Origin of the sequence: Pseudomonas putida (genome assembly GCF_050990305.1) — a bacterium.
GTDB classification, from domain to species: Bacteria; Pseudomonadota; Gammaproteobacteria; order Pseudomonadales; family Pseudomonadaceae; genus Aquipseudomonas; species Aquipseudomonas putida_AH.
The window spans coordinates 1047468-1062584 of record NZ_CP158817.1 but is presented as its reverse complement, the minus strand read 5'-3'; the positions used below and the strand labels follow the sequence as shown (position 1 = coordinate 1062584).

Genomic DNA, 15117 nt, shown 5'->3' with positions numbered 1-15117 from the left:
ACCCCGGATGTCCGTACCCTTGCCATCTCCCGACGATCATCAATCCCTGCCCCCCGTTCTGGCCGGCCCGCTGTTACGGCGCCTTGAGCCCACGCGACTGGTCTTGTGGCTGGTGGGCTCCCGAGCGCTGGAACTGACGCTGCGCTTGCAGGGCGTGGGCGATAGGCGCCTGGGTGCCGGGCAATGCACGGTCATCGCGGTGGGTGCTCATGCCTTTGTGCACCTGATCGACGTGACGCTGGACACCGCCCTTCCCTGTGACGAGCAGATCGCCTACGACCTGTTGCTGGAGGATGGCACCGGCATCGCCGACTGGGCGCCGCATCTGCTTTACGGCGATGCCCGTACGCCGAATTTCGTCCTGCGCTCGCGTATCGATCAATTGCTCCACGGTTCCTGCCGCAAGCCCCATCACCCGGCGACCGATGGTTTGCTCTGTGTGGATAACCTGCTGGGGCAGGTACATGAAGCTATAGATCGCCCGGCCTTGCTGATGATGAGCGGTGATCAGGTTTACGCCGACGATGTGGCGGGCCCGATGTTGCGGGCCATTCATGCCTTGATCGAACGGCTGGGGCTGTTCGGCGAGCATCTGGAAGGCGCCGTGGTCAGCGACAGCGCCAAGCTCTACGAACACCCGGCAAGCTACTACCACCGCGCGGATCTGCTGCCGGCGCTGGAGAGCAACGAGACCTTGCGCGATCGGTTTTTCGGTGGCGCGCGCAAGCCGATTTTCACCAGCAGCAGTGCCGACAATCATCTGGTGACCTTCGCCGAAGTCATGGCCATGTACCTGTTGGTCTGGTCACCGGTGCCCTGGACGTTGATCAACCCGCAACCACCAGTGCTGACACCGCAACGGCGCGAGCGTTACGGGCTGGAGCAGGAGTGCATCGACGGTTTCAAGGCGGGTTTGGACAAAGTGGCACGAGCGCTGGCGCACCTGCCGACGTTGATGATTTTCGACGACCATGACATCACCGATGACTGGAACCTGTCCGCGCAATGGGAGGAAACGGCCTACGGTCATCCGTTCTCCAAGCGCATCATCGGTAATGCACTGCTGGCGTACATGCTGTGCCAGGGCTGGGGCAACAACCCGGATGCCTTCGATGCCGTGCTGGAAAAAGCCGAGGGTTTCAGCTCGACCGGGGAGGACGGCTACCTCGACAGCGCCGTGCAGGATGCGTTGATCGATGAGCTGCTGAAATTTCAGCACTGGCATTACGTACTCCCCACCACCCCGGCCATGGTCGTGCTCGACACCCGCACCCGGCGCTGGCGCAGCGAGATGAACCTCAAGCAACCGTCCGGCCTGCTGGACTGGGAAGCCTTGAGCGAGCTGCAACAGGAACTGCTGGATCACCCGTCTGCGATCATCGTGTCCCCGGCACCGGTGTTCGGCGTCAAGCTGATTGAAACCGTGCAACGGGTCTTCAGTTGGTTCGGTCACCCCCTGCTGGTGGACGCGGAAAACTGGATGGCCCATCGCGGCGCGGCGCAGGTGATCCTGAACATTTTCCGACACTCGCGTACACCGGGCAGCTACGTGGTGCTATCGGGCGATGTGCATTATTCCTTTGTCTATGAAGTGCTGATCCGACACCGCAAGGCCGGGCCACGCATCTGGCAGATCACCAGCAGCGGCATCAAGAACGAATTTCCGCCCAGACTGCTGGAATGGTTCGACCGTCTCAATCGCTGGCTGTATTCGCCGCGCTCACCGCTCAACTGGCTGACCAAACGCCGGCGCATGCGCATCGTGCCGCACACCCCCGAGCATGCTGAAGCGGGCGAGCGTCTGTGGAATTCGGCGGGGATCGGGCAGGTGTTCTTTAATGAAAAAGGGCAACCACGGGAGATCTTTCAGCTCAATTCCAACGGTGCGCCGAAAACGCGGATGGTTGCCCCGCAAGACGATGATCAGAACCTGTAGGAGCGAGCATGCTCGCGATGGACTTCAACGATGACGCGGGCAACCTGAACAAACGCGGTGACGGGACGTTTTTCGCGAGCATGCTCGCTCCTACAGTAGATCGGTGTCGCCCATGGACCTCACCCGAACCCTGATCATCGGCAATTCCGGCTCCGGCAAAAGCTGGCTGGCCGAGCGCATATCCCTGCACCTGCAGATCCCCTGGACCGACCTCGATCAAATCCACTGGCTATCCGACGAACACAGCATCCCCCGCCCCCGAGGTGACGCGTTGGCCATGGCACGCATTGCGGCCAGTGAAGAGTGCTGGGTGATCGAAGGGGTGTACGGCTGGATCATCACTGAGCTCCTACCCCAAGCCACGGCGTTGATCTGGCTGAGTGTGGAAGATGAGCAATGCGTCGCCAACATTCGCCAGCGCGAGATGAATGACGACGAGCGCTTGATCGCCTTGCTGGACTGGGCCGGCAGCTATCGAACGCGGGATGAATCGACCGGGTTTGCAGCGCATCAGCGCCTGTTCGACGCGTTTGGCGGTTCGAAGCGTCAATTGAACAATCTGGCTGAAATCACAACGTTCACCCGTCACCTGTAGGAGCTGCCGCAGGCTGCGATCTTTTGATCTTTAAAATCAAAATCAAAAGATCGCAGCCTGCGGCAGCTCCTACAAAAGGCGCGTGCAGACCTGATTGATCACTCGGCTCACCCCTCTCACAATCATCGCCACCTCCCCCTCATCAATCGTCAACGGTGGCAACAACCGGATGGTCTGCCCCCGTGTCACGTTGATCAACAAGCCGTGATCCCGGGCGGCGATCAGGGTCAGGTCGCGGATCGGTTGCTTGAGTTCGATGCCGATCATCAGGCCCAGCCCGCGAATGGCCAGGACGTTCGGGTGATCGGCCAATTCCATGCGCAATCTGTCGAGCAGCCGTTCCCCCTGAAGCCGGGTGTTTTCACGCAGGCCTTGTTCTTCGATGATCTCCAGCACAGTGCAGGCGACCCGACACGCCAACGGATTACCGCCGAAGGTGCTGCCGTGGCTGCCTGGCGTGAAGAGTTCGGCGGCTCGGCCGCGCGCCAGGCAAGCACCGATGGGGATACCGTTGCCCAAGCCTTTGGCCAGGGTCATGACGTCCGGCACGATGCCTTCGTGCTGACAGGCGAACCACTGACCGGTGCGACCGATGCCAGTCTGGATTTCATCGAGCATCAACAACCAGCCGCAGCGGTTGCACAGTTCGCGCACAGCTTTGAGGTAGCCCGGTGGCGCCAGTTGCACCCCGCCTTCGCCCTGGATCGGCTCCATCAGGACTGCAACGACGCGTGGCCAGTGAGCCTGTTGCACCCGCTCCAACGCCTTGAGGTCGCCGAACGGCACCTTGATGAAATCCCCCGGCAGTTGGTTGAACGCTAACCTGACCGCCGGGCCGTCGCTGGCAGACAGGGTGCCGAGGGTCCGCCCGTGAAAGCCATTCTCCATGACCACCACCAGCGGCTGCTCGATGCCTTTGCGCCAACCGTGCAGCCGCGCGATCTTCAGCGCGGTTTCATTGGCCTCGGCACCGGAGTTGTTGAAAAACGCCCGATCCATGCCAGCCAGCGCAGTGAGCTTGTGCGCCAGCCGCTGCTGCCAGTCGATGCTGTAGAGGTTGGAGGTGTGCAGCAACAACCCGGCCTGTTCGCTGATGGCGGCGACGATTTTCGGGTGGGAGTGACCGACGTTGGTCACCGCCACCCCGGACACCGCATCCAGGTACTCACGCCCGTCTCGATCCCACAGACGCGTGCCCAGGCCTTTCTCGAAGCTCAAGGCCAGCGGTTGGTAAGTGCTCATCAGGCAGGCGGCGGTCATGACATCAGGCTCCATGAAATTGTCGTTGTTTTTGCAGTATGGTTAGCCACTTGAGCTGGATAAACTGCGAAAAACTTCGATCATTTAAAAGCCGAGCTTGATAATGGACCTGTTCCAGGCAATGACCGTTTACGTAAGAGTTGTGGAAGCCGGCAGCATGACCGCCGCCGCGCAGCAGTGCGAAATGTCCACGACCATGGTCGGCAATCACCTCAAGGCACTGGAGCAGCGCCTGGGTGTGCGACTGCTCAACCGCACCACGCGGCGCCAGCGCCTGACGGAATTCGGTAGCGCCTATTACCAGCGCTGTCTGGAAGTGCTGGGTCTGGTGGCGGACTCCGAACGGCTGGCGGAGCAAACCCTCGACGAACCGAGCGGTACCCTGCGCATCACCGCGCCACTGACCTTCGGCACCGAGCGACTGGCGCCAGCGCTGAGTGAATTCAGCCTGCACAACCCACGGGTGAAACTTGACGTGGTGCTGACCAATCGACGCCCGGACCTGCTGGATCATGGCTTTGACGTGGCCTTTCGCTTGGGCGCGCTCGAACCGTCCAACCTGATTGCCCGCCCGCTGATCGACTACACCCTGACCATGTGCGCCTCAAAGGAATACCTCGCGCGTCGCGGCACCCCGCAAGAACCGGAAGACCTGCAACACCACGATTGCCTGGCGTTCGCCTACCCCGCCGGCGATGACTGGCAATCGGTGGCGCGGCAATGGCGCCTTAACGGTCCTGAAAGCGAGATCGTGGTGGCGGTCAGCGGTCCGATGGTGATCAACAGTTCAGCCGGCCTGCATCAAGCGGCGCGCACCGGGATGGGCATCGTGATGGTGCCTGATGCGCTGGTGGAGCAGGACCTCAAAAACGGCACACTGGTGCCCCTGCTGCTGCGTTATCGATTGCCGAGCCGCCCGATGCATCTGGTCTACGCCCAGGACCGCTACCGTTTGCCGAAACTACGTCGTTTCGTCGACTTTGCCGTGGCGATGTGGGGCAAACACTAGCCGCGCCAATGTGCCATGCACTAATCTCCCTGACGCATAGGTCATTTTGATATCAGAGCCGCAAGGAGAGCAGCAATGGGCGAAGCATCGAACATCGAACCATTGAAGTTCAATGTGTCAGACATGAACGACGGCATGCTGCACACCATCCTGGAGCTGGTCAGCGATGGCATCTGGGATTGGAACGCCAACACCGGTTTCGTGTACCGCAACGCCCGCTGGTACGAAATGCTCGGTTATTCCCCGCACTCACTGGATAACAATGTGCTGACCTGGGAAAACATCATCCACCCCGATGACTATCCACAGGTCATGGCCCGGTTTGACGATCACCTGAGCGAGCGCTTTCCGGTGTATCAAGCCGAATATCGTTGCCGGACACAGGACGGCAGTTACATTTGGATCGAAGACCGCGGCCAAGTGTTGGCGCGCAATGCCGACGGTTCGGTGGCACGCATGGTCGGCGCCCACCGAAGCATCGAAGACAAGCGGCGCCTGGTCGAAGCGCTCGAACGGCGCAACCAGTCTCTGGAAGCCACCATTGAAGAGCGTACCCGGGAACTGTCCCGGGTCAATCAGCAGCTGCAACTGCAGCTCGAAGAAAACCGCAAACTGGCGCAGACCGACGCACTGACGTCCATTGCCAATCGTTATCGCCTGGAACAAGTGCTACCCCAAGCATGCGAGCGCTCCCAGCGTTTTCGCGAACCGCTGTCGCTGATCGTCATGGACATCGACGACTTCAAAAACATCAACGATCACTATGGTCATGCACTGGGTGATGCGGCATTGGTGCATGTGGTCGACAACGTCAAACGCTTCGTGCGCGGCAGCGATCTGCTGGCCCGCTGGGGCGGCGACGAATTCATCATGATCCTGCCCAACACCCCGCTGGCCGAGGCCAGAACCCTCGCCGAGACCATTCGTCATGGCCTGGTGGATTTACTGCCGGTGGGCGACTTCCAGGTGACCATGAGTTTCGGCGTGGTCCAGCGCTTTGACGAAGAGCAGCAGACCGGCCTGATGGCCCGCGCCGATCAGGCTCTGTATCGATCGAAGATCGCCGGCAAGAATTTGATCTCTGGATAAAGCGTTACATCCCAGCCTTCACCAACACCGGTTTGTCCTGATAGCGATCCGGGTACAGCTGTTTGAGTGCCGCCACCTTCGGCAAATCGTTGATCACGATGTAGGGGTGGTTCGGATGCTCGGTCAGAAAGTTCTGATGTTCTTCCTCTGCTGGGTAAAAGCCGTTGTAGCTTTCAAGCTTGGTCACTATCGGTTTGTTGAATGAATTGGCAGTACCGAGCTGAGCGATATAGGCCTGCGCCACCCGCTGCTGCTCGCTGCTTTTGGTGAAAATGGCCGAGCGATACTGGGTGCCGGTGTCCGGTCCCTGGCGATTGAGTTCGGTCGGGTTATGGGCCACCGAAAAGTAGATCTGCAGCAAGGTGCCGTAGCTGATCTGGCTCGGGTCGAAGGTGACCTCCACGGATTCCGCATGACCGGTATCCCCATTGCTGACACGCTCGTATTGCGCGGTATTGGCGGCCCCGCCGGCGTAACCGGACACGGCATTTTTTACGCCTTTGACATGCTGGAACACACCTTGAACGCCCCAGAAGCAGCCGCCGGCGAAGACGGCGGTTTCGCTGTGGGCCTGGGTGATTTCATCGAGGGTCGGTGGTGGGATAATCACCGCGTCTTCAGCGCCGCCGAAAGGGAACGCCGCGCATTGACCGATGACGCTGGCCGCCACAAGTCCCAACCATGTACGGCGCCAAGTGAACAGGGTTTTCATGGAACAGACTCCTGAAAGATTGAAAGAGGATCAGCCGAACGTAAAGGCGTAGGCCGATGCGCCGGGGTCGAGAAATTCGATGCTGAAAGTCCGGTCTTGCACACCGTCGTTCTGACGCACCAGTTGATACAAGCGCTGCTCAGTCACCGTGCCGCTGCCATCGGGTGCCACGTCCATGCCGTGGTCGCCACCGGGGGCCTTGCCATCGATCAGCACTTTGAATCGCACCGGTTTGCCGTCCGCGTCAGGGCCGAGCACCAGATGCAGGTCCCGCGCATGGAAGCGATAGACGATGCGACTGGCCGGCGCACTGGCGGTGGCTCGCTCCGGGCCGACGACCCACTGCCCGTCCAGGCTCCAGTCGTTGAGCGTCAGTTGCGCCGGGGCGCGATAAGCCGACCGTTTGTCCGGCACCAGGCTGGTTTCCGGTACGAAATGCTCTGCACGCTGGTAGCCGACGTAGGTTTCCGGCGATTGCACGGCGTTGTTGTCCGGCGCCATTTGCACGCCCTCGGCCTTGGCCGAGATCAGCCCGTCCGATACCTGGCTCGCACCGGCTTCGCGCAGCAGCTGCTGGATGACCCGCTCTGACTCGGCGTACTCGCCTTCGCCAAAATGGTGGTAACGAATGCGCCCCTGGGCGTCGGCAAAATAGTGCGCCGGCCAGTACTCGTTGTTGAAGGCGCGCCAGATCTTGAACTCGTTGTCGATGGCCACCGGGTAATCGATGCCCAGGTCCTTCATGGCCTTTTTGACGTTGTCGACGTTGCGTTCGAAAGCGAACTCCGGTGCATGCACGCCGACCACCACCAGGCCCTGATCGCGATACTTCTCGGCCCAGGCTTTGACATAGGGCAGCGAACGCAGACAGTTGATGCAGGAGTAGGTCCAGAAATCCACCAGCACCACTTTGCCCTTCAGCGTCTGTGCATCGAGAGGGGGCGAGTTGAGCCACTGCACGGCGCCCTCCAGCGGTGGCAGGTTGCCTTCGACCGGCAAGGTGCTCGGTGCCTGATTGGCGACTTGCATCGCGCCTTCGGACGGCGATTTTTGCGCCATCATTGCCGTGCTGTTACGCGGTGACTTGCCCGCCAGTTGCTCCACCAGCGCTTGTTCGATCCCACCGGTGGATGCTGTAGAAACCCGCGCCAGAATCCCGGTGTCCAGCCCCAAAGCAATGGCCGCCACACCGGCCAGCATCGCCGCGCCGAGGCCGCGACGCAGCCACTCCCCGGCCCCAATCGAACGCTTCATTGCGGCAAACACCTTGCCGCCCAGCAACAGCGCCACGGCCAGTGACGTCGCGGCGCCTGCGGCATATGCCAGCAGCAACAGGGTCGTGGCGACACTTGCGCCCTGCAATGCCGCACCGGTCAACAACAAGCCAAGGATCGGACCGGCACAGGGTGCCCACAGCAGGCCCGTGGCGACCCCGATCAGCAACGAGGCGCCGGGACGTGGCCGGGCATCGACACCCGCCGCCTCGGACAAACGACTGCCTGCAGCCACCAGCGGCCGGGTCAAGCGTTCGGCCAGTTGCGGCAGCAACAGCGTCAGACCGAACAGCGCCACGAACACCAGCGCCAGCCAGCGCCCATATTGATTGAGCTGCACCACCCAGCCACCGCCCACCGCCGCCAACGTGGCGACGACCGCGAAGGTCAGCGCCATCCCCACCAACAGCGGCAAACCACTCTTGATGAATGGCTGCCCAGTGCGAGCGAAGACAAACGGCAACACCGGCAAAATGCAGGGGCTGACAATCGTCAGTACACCGCCCAGATACGCCAGGATCAGAAGCCACATAACCGTTACCCGCTAGAAAGGAAGGAATCAGGCCGACTTGGGCTCGAATTTCATCGCCAGGCCATTCATGCAATAACGCAGGCCGGTCGGTTTGGGGCCGTCATCGAACACGTGGCCCAAATGGCCGCCGCAACGCCGGCAGTGAACTTCTTCGCGGACCATGCCGAAGGTGCGGTCCTGGCGCGTGGCCACGGCCTTGTCCAGAGGCGCCCAGAAACTGGGCCAACCGGTGCGGCTGTCGAACTTGGTTGCCGAGGAAAACAGCGGCAGCTCACAACCGGCACAGACGAACGTGCCCTCACGGTGCTCGTTGTTCAGTGGACTGCTGTAGGCCCGCTCGGTGCCCTCTTTGCGGAGGATTTCGTACTGCTCATCGCTGAGAATCGTGTGCCATTCGCTGTCGGTGTGGGTCACTTCGAATTCCTCCGCTGCTTGCGCCTCGTTGATCAACGCCGTTTGAGTGGAAAACTTCGGCAATACGCCAATTGCGATGGCTGCAACGCCCAACCCGCCGCTGGCTAAAAGAAATTGTCGTCTTGAGAACATGGTCGTCTCCGAAAGTCCTTAAGGCCTGTCATGGAACAAAGCCTAAGCTTGGGGTGATCGCCAAATCCTCACGGGAAGTTAAACAATTCGTGATAACTCAAGCACCGAAAACACCGCACAATGGCCCATACCGATCGATGCACTTGTAGGAGCGAAGCTTGCTCGCGATGGTCGTCAACGATAACGCGTACATACCGGTCAAACGCGTAGCCCTTGAGTCCATCGCGAGCAAGCTTCGCTCCTACAGGTACAGGGGATTAACCGAAGGATGAGTGGATGGAACAGACCAAACGTGTCCTCGTGGTCGAGGATGACCTGCACATCGCCGACCTTATCTGCCTGCATCTGCGCGATGAGCAGTTCGAGGTGGTGCACAGCGCCGACGGCAATGAAGGCATGCGCCTGCTGCAGCAAGGCAATTGGGACGCGCTGATCCTCGATTTGATGCTGCCCGGCGTCGATGGCCTGGAAATCTGCCGGCGTGCGCGCGCCATGGCCCGCTACACCCCGATCATCATCACCAGTGCCCGCTCCAGCGAAGTACACCGGATTCTCGGCCTCGAACTGGGCGCCGACGACTACCTGGCCAAGCCATTTTCCATGCTCGAACTGGTGGCCCGGGTCAAAGCCCTGCTGCGCCGGGTCGATGCCATGGCGCGCAACCTGAAGATGGATGCCGGCAGCCTGAACATCGACGGCCTGGCCATCGACCCGATCACCCGCGAAGTGGCCCTCGACGGCCACCGCCTGGACCTGACGCCACGGGAGTTCGACCTGCTGTATTTCTTCGCCCGCCAGCCCGGCAAAGTGTTTTCGCGCATGGACCTGCTCAATGCCGTCTGGGGCTACAGCCACGAAGGCTACGAACACACGGTCAATACCCACATCAATCGCTTGCGCGCCAAGATCGAGGCCGATCCGGCGCAACCGATGCGCATCCTCACGGTGTGGGGCCGCGGCTACAAATTTGCCTCCAGCCAAGAGCCGCAACCATGAGACTGACCCTGACACAACGCCTGTCACTGGTATTCGCCGTGCTGCTGCTGGTGTGCTGCGGCACTTCGGCATGGCTGCAGGTGCGTTCCAACCAGATGCATGAACAGGAAGTAGTGCAAGGGTTGTCCCGGGATCTGGCGCAACACATCGCCCGCGACACGGTGCTGATGGACGCTCAAGGTCTGATGCCCGATGCCGTGCGCGATCTGTTCAGCAAACTGATGCAGGTCAACCCCAGCGTCGAGGTGTACCTGCTGGACACCGAGGGCAAGATTGTCGGCAACGCCGCGCCGGAGGGCCGGATACGCCGGGAACAGGTCGACCTGGCTCCGATCCAGCGCCTGCTCAAGGGCGATGCCCTGCCGATTCTGGGCGACGATCCGCGCAGCGTCGATGCGCGCAAGGTGTTCAGCGCCGCACCACTTAAAGTCAATGGCAAGCCGGCCGGTTATCTCTACGTGGTCTTGCTGGGTGAAGACCACGACCGCCTCGCCGCACGCGGGGCCACCAGCGCCGCACTCAACACCGCCCTGCTGTCCATCGGTCTGGTGGCGCTGCTGTGCCTGATTGCCGGTCTCACGGCCTTTGGCCTCATCACCCGGCCGCTGCGACGCTTGACCGAGACGGTCAGCCGCTTCGACATAGACGGCGTCCCGGTCACACCGCCGGCCACCGCGCCACAGGAAAAAACCGGCAGCCATGATGAAATCGCCATCCTCGACGCCACGTTCCGACAGATGCAGACGCGCCTCAGCGAACAATGGCGCACGCTAACCCGCCAAGACCAGGAACGTCGCGAACTGGTGGCGAACATCTCACACGACCTGCGCACGCCGCTGGCCTCTTTGCACGGCTATCTGGAGACCTTGTCGCTCAAGGACGCCACGCTGTCCGCCGCCGACCGCCGTCGCTATCTGGGCATCGCGCTGGATCAAAGCCGCAAGGTCGGCGGCCTGGCGCAATCGTTGCTGGAGCTGGTGCGCCTGGAGCACGGTTTCGTGCAACCGGTGCTGGAGCGTTTTTCCCTGACCGATCTGGCCCAGGACATTTTCCAGAAATTCGAACTCACCGCCGAGGCGCGGCAGGTGGAACTCAAGGCCACCTTCGCCCCCAACGTGTCGGCGGCTTGCGCTGACCTGGGGTTGATCGAACGGGTGCTGACCAACCTTTTCGACAATGCACTGCGCCATACACCGCAAGGTGGAGAAATCGAACTGAGCCTGAGGCCCCAAGGGTCTTTTATTGAAGTGACCGTCAGCGACACCGGCCCCGGTATCGCCTCGGAACTGCGCGAAGGCCTGTTCCTGCGGCCCTTCAATATTGGCGGTGCGCGGCGTGATGGCGGGTTGGGGCTGCGAATCGTGCATCGCATCCTGCAATTGCATGGACGAGAAATTCAGCTGATCGATGTACCGGGGCGCGGAGCGACCTTTCGCTTCTCACTGGCGATAGATGAAGCGACAGCTACAGCGCTGGCCGTGCGTTCGATGAACCTCAATACACCGGGGCAAGCCTGACAGACCGCCTTCGCGGGCAAGCCTCGCTCCTACGCATCCGAGTCGTACCTCGCCTACACAAACAACCACAACCCGTAGGAGCGAGGCTTGCCCGCGAAGGCACCAGCCCATTCAACACAGAACCAGGATCAATCCCGGTAGCCCGGCGCCACCCGATCCAGCATCCGCAACAACGCCGCCCAGGCCAGTTGCATCGCATCCGGGTCGGCCAGCTCGCCTTCCTCCAACGGCCGTCCCGGATCATTGAACTGCCGTTCGGTGTGTTCGCACACCTCAGCCGACGGCAATACCAGTTCGCCCGCCGCCTGCGCCGCCAACTGAATCTCGCAGGCTTTTTCCAGGTAATACATGCGCATGAATGCCTGGCCAACCGTCTCACCCACCGTCAGCAGGCCATGGTTACGCAGCATCAGCACTGGCTTGTCGCCCATGTCCGCCACCAGGCGTTGCTGCTCGCTCATGTCCAGCGCCACGCCCTCGTAGTCGTGGTAAGCGACCCGCCCGTAGAACTCCATGGAAATCTGGTTCACCGGCAGCAAACCACACTTCAATGCAGCCACCGCGCAGCCGGATTTGGTGTGGGTGTGCAGCACGCATTGCGCATCGTCACGGGCGGCGTGAATCGCACTGTGAATGACAAAACCGGCCGGATTAACCGGGTACGGCGATGGCTCGACCGCCTGCCCATTCAGGTCGATTTTCACCAGGTTGGACGCGGTAATCTCATCGAACATCAGCCCATACGGGTTGATCAGGAAATGATGCTCCGGCCCCGGCAAGCGCACCGAGATGTGGGTGAAGATCAAATCGGTCATGCGAAAGTGCGCAATCAGGCGATAGCAGGCCGCGAGTTCCTCACGCAGCCGTTGTTCGACAGGACTCATGCCTTCACCCCCGCTTTCACCGAACATGCCTCAAGCCCCTGTCCCAATGCCTCCCAGCCATCGAAGCCACGGCGTGCGATAAACACCAGCCGCGAACCATTGGCGCTGGCCTCATCCCCGGCCGGCAGGAACTGACTGCGAGTCCCGACATGCTGCAACCAATGCGCCTTGTCACCCTGCGCCAGCCGCACCAGGCCCTTGACCCGAAACACATCGCTGGGCAAGGCCTGCAACCAGCCACGCAAGCCCTCGGCATCCAGCGCCGAGTCGCTCTGCCACAGCCAGCTGCTGAACATGTCTGCGTGATCGCCATCGGCCACCCGTGTCAGCGGCTTTATTGCACGCGGTTCAAGCTCCAGTTCGGTTTCCAGCCACAATGCGTCCGGCAACTGCGCCTGCACGCTTTCGTGGATCCGGGTGCGCAGCCCCAATGCCTCGCGTAGCGCCTGCAATTGCGGTTCGTCCACCAGGTCGGTCTTGTTCAGCAGCAACAAGTCGGCGGCGGCCACCTGCGCCCGGGCCAGTCGTGCGTATTCACCCTCAAGCTGCAGATGCCGAGTGGCATCGACCACGGTGATCACCATGTCGAGCTGCATCTGACTGCGCAGTTGCGGGTAAGCCAAAGTCTGCACGATGCGCTGCGGGTCGGACACGCCGCTGCACTCGATGACGATGCGCTCCAGCCGTGGCTGCAACTGTGCCAGGCTGCCCAATTGCGCCAGCAGGTCTTCTTGCACGGTGCAGCAGATGCAGCCGTTTTGCAGGCTGTACACCGCATCGGTTACTTCCGAGACGATGGCCGCGTCGATGTTCAACTCACCGAAATCGTTAACGATCACGGCCAGTCGGCTGCCCTCCGCACGGCGCACCATGCGGTTGAGCAAGGTGGTTTTACCGGCGCCGAGAAACCCCGAGACGACGGTCACGGCAATGCGTGGGTTGCTCATTGATCCTTGCCCTCCAGCACCGGTGGTTCGCCCTGCCACACAGCCTTGAGCCCCGAGGCTTCGAGGGTCGAATGGCGGTCGTAGACCAGTTGCCCTTCGACGAAGGTCAGCAGCACCTTGGTCTGGTGGATGTAGTTACGCGCCGGTTCAGCGAACAGGTCGCGGTCGATGACGATCAGGTCCGCCGACTTGCCGACTTCCAGGCTGCCGGTGGTGTTTTCCAAGCCCATGGCTACGGCACCGTTGCGGGTGATCACATTCAGCGCCTGTTCAAGGCTGATCGGCTCGCCAAAGCACGCCGGGTCGTCGTTCCACGGGTTCTGCCGGGTGACCATGGTTTCCAGCGCCAGCCACGGATCGATGGACGCCACCGGCCAGTCGGTGCCCATCACGGCCGTACCGCCCGCTTCCAGCACGCCTTTGAAGTCGTAGATACGCTTGAGGCGCTCCTGGCCATAGCCCGAACGCGCGCCACTGGCGAACGGCGTCGGGTACCACGCGGCCGGGGAAAACTCGGCGATGACATTGAGTTCCTTGAAGCGCGGCAGGTTGCCCGGATGCAGCAAGGTGCTGTGGGCGCATTGGTGGCGCACACCGCTGAAACCGTTGCGTCGACGGGCCTCGGCCACGGCGTCGAGGAACACGTCGGACGCGCCGTCACCGGTGCAATGGGCGATCACGCGGATACCCTTGCGGTCCATGTCCACCACCATGTCGGTGATGTGTTCCGGGGTCAGGTTGAGCTTGCCGCGCCAGCTCTTCTCTTCCGGCCACGGGGTCAGCAGGTACGAGGATTTCGGCTCGACCGTGCCGTCGAAGTGGAATTTCACCGCGTTGGCGCTCAGGCGCGCGCTGCGGTAGTAGTGACGCTCACCGGCCAGCAGTTCCCAGCGACGACGCACCGGGAAGATATCGTCCTGCCAACTGATCGCCGCTTCGATGCGCACCGTCAGTTCGCCGCTGTCATCCAGCTCCTTCAAGGCTTGCAGGCGTTGCTCGCAGACGTGCACATATTTGCTTGCGGTCACGCCACGGGAGCTTTGGAAATGCACGCCATCGCGATAGGCACGGCGCAACACGCTGACCGGCGTCGGCGGCATGGCGGCGTGGATCATCGCGTAGGCGCCGTCGATCATCAGGCCGGTGGGCTCGCCGGTCAGTTCGTCACGCTCGAAATAGCCGTTGCGCGGGTCGGACGTGTGGCGGTCGATGCCGGCCAGTTCCAGGGCCTTGGAGTTGACCATCATGGTGCCCCACATGCGGTCCAGCAGCGCCACCGGCCGGTCCGGCATGACGCTGTCGAGCCAGGCGCGGCCCGGCGTCAACCCGGCTTCGCGGAAGGTGTAGCGCACCCAGTACTGACCGTAGATCCAGCCATCGCCGGGATGGCTGTCGGCATAGGCGAGGATGCTTTCGCGCAGTTGTTCAGGCGTTGGGTCTTCGATGCCCACGTCCAGGTCATCGGCGTAGCGTGGTGCCAAGGCCAGGTCGGGATGGGTGTGCATGTCGTGCAGGCCCGGCATGCAGAACGCGCCTTGCAGGTCATGCTGCACGGTGTTCGGCCCTTTGAACGCCTGGAGCGCGTCCAGGCTGGCGACACCGATCAACTTGCCGTCACGGATGGCCACGGCCTCGGCCCACGGGTTGGCCGGGTCCTGTGTGTAGATACGACCATTGGCGAGGATCAGATCGGCGTATCGACCTTGTGTGGAATGGGTCGAGGAAAAGTTGTCGGACTCAGCCATGTAAGCCACCTTCGAGTTCAGGGCAGTTGAAAGGTCCCTCGCGCTTTGCGCTGTTCGGAACCTGAAATTTTTTGT

The 15117-nt window shown here is 61.6% G+C and carries 13 protein-coding genes; 6 read left to right on the top strand and 7 right to left on the bottom strand.

Features of this window, described 5'->3' with window-relative positions:
• Positions 1–7 precede the first annotated feature (7 nt).
• A complete protein-coding gene (locus ABTV22_RS04785; protein ID WP_433738798.1) occupies positions 8–1936 on the top strand; it encodes an alkaline phosphatase D family protein in 1929 nt (642 codons plus the stop codon).
• A gap of 112 nt (positions 1937–2048) precedes the next feature.
• Complete coding sequence (locus ABTV22_RS04780) at positions 2049–2531, top strand: adenylate kinase (protein WP_433738797.1); 483 nt, start codon at positions 2049–2051, stop codon at positions 2529–2531.
• Positions 2532–2600: 69 nt separating this feature from the next.
• On the opposite strand, the gene ABTV22_RS04775 is transcribed toward ABTV22_RS04780, so the two are convergent.
• On the bottom strand, positions 2601–3791 hold the full coding sequence (locus ABTV22_RS04775; RefSeq protein WP_433738796.1) for an aspartate aminotransferase family protein: 1191 nt from the start codon (positions 3789–3791) through the stop codon (positions 2601–2603).
• A gap of 103 nt (positions 3792–3894) precedes the next feature.
• Here ABTV22_RS04775 and ABTV22_RS04770 point away from each other — a divergent pair, with 103 nt between their 5' ends.
• Both ABTV22_RS04770 and ABTV22_RS04765 read left to right on the top strand, forming a co-directional pair.
• Positions 3895–4800 carry a LysR family transcriptional regulator gene (locus ABTV22_RS04770; protein ID WP_433738795.1) on the top strand — a complete coding sequence of 302 codons (906 nt, stop codon included), beginning with the start codon at positions 3895–3897 and terminating at the stop codon, positions 4798–4800.
• 75 nt (positions 4801–4875) lie between these two features.
• Positions 4876–5889 (top strand): sensor domain-containing diguanylate cyclase, encoded by a 1014-nt coding sequence (locus ABTV22_RS04765; RefSeq protein WP_433738794.1) that lies wholly within the window; start codon positions 4876–4878, stop codon positions 5887–5889.
• A 4-nt stretch (positions 5890–5893) separates the two neighbouring features.
• On the opposite strand, the gene msrA is transcribed toward ABTV22_RS04765, so the two are convergent.
• Genes msrA through msrB form a run of 3 tightly spaced genes read right to left on the bottom strand, consistent with a single transcriptional unit; the run spans position 5894 to position 8953 of the window.
• Positions 5894–6601, bottom strand: a complete 708-nt coding sequence (gene msrA / locus ABTV22_RS04760) for a peptide-methionine (S)-S-oxide reductase MsrA (protein ID WP_433738793.1) — start codon at positions 6599–6601, stop codon at positions 5894–5896.
• A gap of 30 nt (positions 6602–6631) precedes the next feature.
• A complete protein-coding gene (locus ABTV22_RS04755; protein ID WP_433738792.1) occupies positions 6632–8407 on the bottom strand; it encodes a cytochrome c biogenesis protein DipZ in 1776 nt (591 codons plus the stop codon).
• 27 nt (positions 8408–8434) lie between these two features.
• On the bottom strand, positions 8435–8953 hold the full coding sequence (gene msrB, locus ABTV22_RS04750; RefSeq protein WP_433738791.1) for a peptide-methionine (R)-S-oxide reductase MsrB: 519 nt from the start codon (positions 8951–8953) through the stop codon (positions 8435–8437).
• Between the two features lie 276 nt (positions 8954–9229).
• Between msrB and ABTV22_RS04745 the strand changes: the two genes are divergently transcribed.
• Together ABTV22_RS04745 and ABTV22_RS04740 are read left to right on the top strand one after the other, a co-directional pair.
• Positions 9230–9949, top strand: a complete 720-nt coding sequence (locus tag ABTV22_RS04745) for a response regulator transcription factor (protein ID WP_433738790.1) — start codon at positions 9230–9232, stop codon at positions 9947–9949.
• On the top strand, positions 9946–11466 hold the full coding sequence (locus ABTV22_RS04740; RefSeq protein ID WP_433738789.1) for a HAMP domain-containing sensor histidine kinase: 1521 nt from the start codon (positions 9946–9948) through the stop codon (positions 11464–11466). Before ABTV22_RS04745 ends, ABTV22_RS04740 begins: the two co-directional genes overlap by 4 nt.
• Before the next feature lie 128 nt (positions 11467–11594).
• Here ABTV22_RS04740 and ABTV22_RS04735 read toward each other — a convergent pair whose 3' ends face one another.
• Genes ABTV22_RS04735 through ABTV22_RS04725 form a run of 3 tightly spaced genes read right to left on the bottom strand, consistent with a single transcriptional unit; the run spans position 11595 to position 15042 of the window.
• Positions 11595–12350, bottom strand: a complete 756-nt coding sequence (locus ABTV22_RS04735; protein WP_433738788.1) for a class II aldolase/adducin family protein — start codon at positions 12348–12350, stop codon at positions 11595–11597.
• Positions 12347–13297, bottom strand: coding sequence for a CobW family GTP-binding protein (locus ABTV22_RS04730; RefSeq protein WP_433738787.1), 951 nt, complete (start codon positions 13295–13297; stop codon positions 12347–12349). Before ABTV22_RS04730 ends, ABTV22_RS04735 begins: the two co-directional genes overlap by 4 nt.
• Positions 13294–15042 carry an amidohydrolase gene (locus ABTV22_RS04725; RefSeq protein WP_433738786.1) on the bottom strand — a complete coding sequence of 583 codons (1749 nt, stop codon included), beginning with the start codon at positions 15040–15042 and terminating at the stop codon, positions 13294–13296. The genes ABTV22_RS04730 and ABTV22_RS04725 overlap by 4 nt, the downstream gene beginning before the upstream one ends.
• Positions 15043–15117 lie beyond the last annotated feature (75 nt).

Excerpts from the sequence above, each read along its gene's own strand:
- ABTV22_RS04735 (WP_433738788.1), bottom strand. The coding sequence starts at position 12,350 with ATGAGTCCTGTCGAACAACGGCTGCGTGAGGAACTCGCGGCCTGCTAT.
- ABTV22_RS04785 (WP_433738798.1), top strand. The coding sequence starts at position 8 with ATGTCCGTACCCTTGCCATCTCCCGACGATCATCAATCCCTGCCCCCC.
- ABTV22_RS04725 (WP_433738786.1), bottom strand. The coding sequence starts at position 15,042 with ATGGCTGAGTCCGACAACTTTTCCTCGACCCATTCCACACAAGGTCGA.
- ABTV22_RS04745 (WP_433738790.1), top strand. The coding sequence starts at position 9,230 with ATGGAACAGACCAAACGTGTCCTCGTGGTCGAGGATGACCTGCACATC.
- msrA (WP_433738793.1), bottom strand. The coding sequence starts at position 6,601 with ATGAAAACCCTGTTCACTTGGCGCCGTACATGGTTGGGACTTGTGGCG.
- ABTV22_RS04765 (WP_433738794.1), top strand. The coding sequence starts at position 4,876 with ATGGGCGAAGCATCGAACATCGAACCATTGAAGTTCAATGTGTCAGAC.
- ABTV22_RS04755 (WP_433738792.1), bottom strand. The coding sequence starts at position 8,407 with ATGTGGCTTCTGATCCTGGCGTATCTGGGCGGTGTACTGACGATTGTC.
- msrB (WP_433738791.1), bottom strand. The coding sequence starts at position 8,953 with ATGTTCTCAAGACGACAATTTCTTTTAGCCAGCGGCGGGTTGGGCGTT.
- ABTV22_RS04780 (WP_433738797.1), top strand. The coding sequence starts at position 2,049 with ATGGACCTCACCCGAACCCTGATCATCGGCAATTCCGGCTCCGGCAAA.
- ABTV22_RS04730 (WP_433738787.1), bottom strand. The coding sequence starts at position 13,297 with ATGAGCAACCCACGCATTGCCGTGACCGTCGTCTCGGGGTTTCTCGGC.
- ABTV22_RS04775 (WP_433738796.1), bottom strand. The coding sequence starts at position 3,791 with ATGACCGCCGCCTGCCTGATGAGCACTTACCAACCGCTGGCCTTGAGC.
- ABTV22_RS04770 (WP_433738795.1), top strand. The coding sequence starts at position 3,895 with ATGGACCTGTTCCAGGCAATGACCGTTTACGTAAGAGTTGTGGAAGCC.
- ABTV22_RS04740 (WP_433738789.1), top strand. The coding sequence starts at position 9,946 with ATGAGACTGACCCTGACACAACGCCTGTCACTGGTATTCGCCGTGCTG.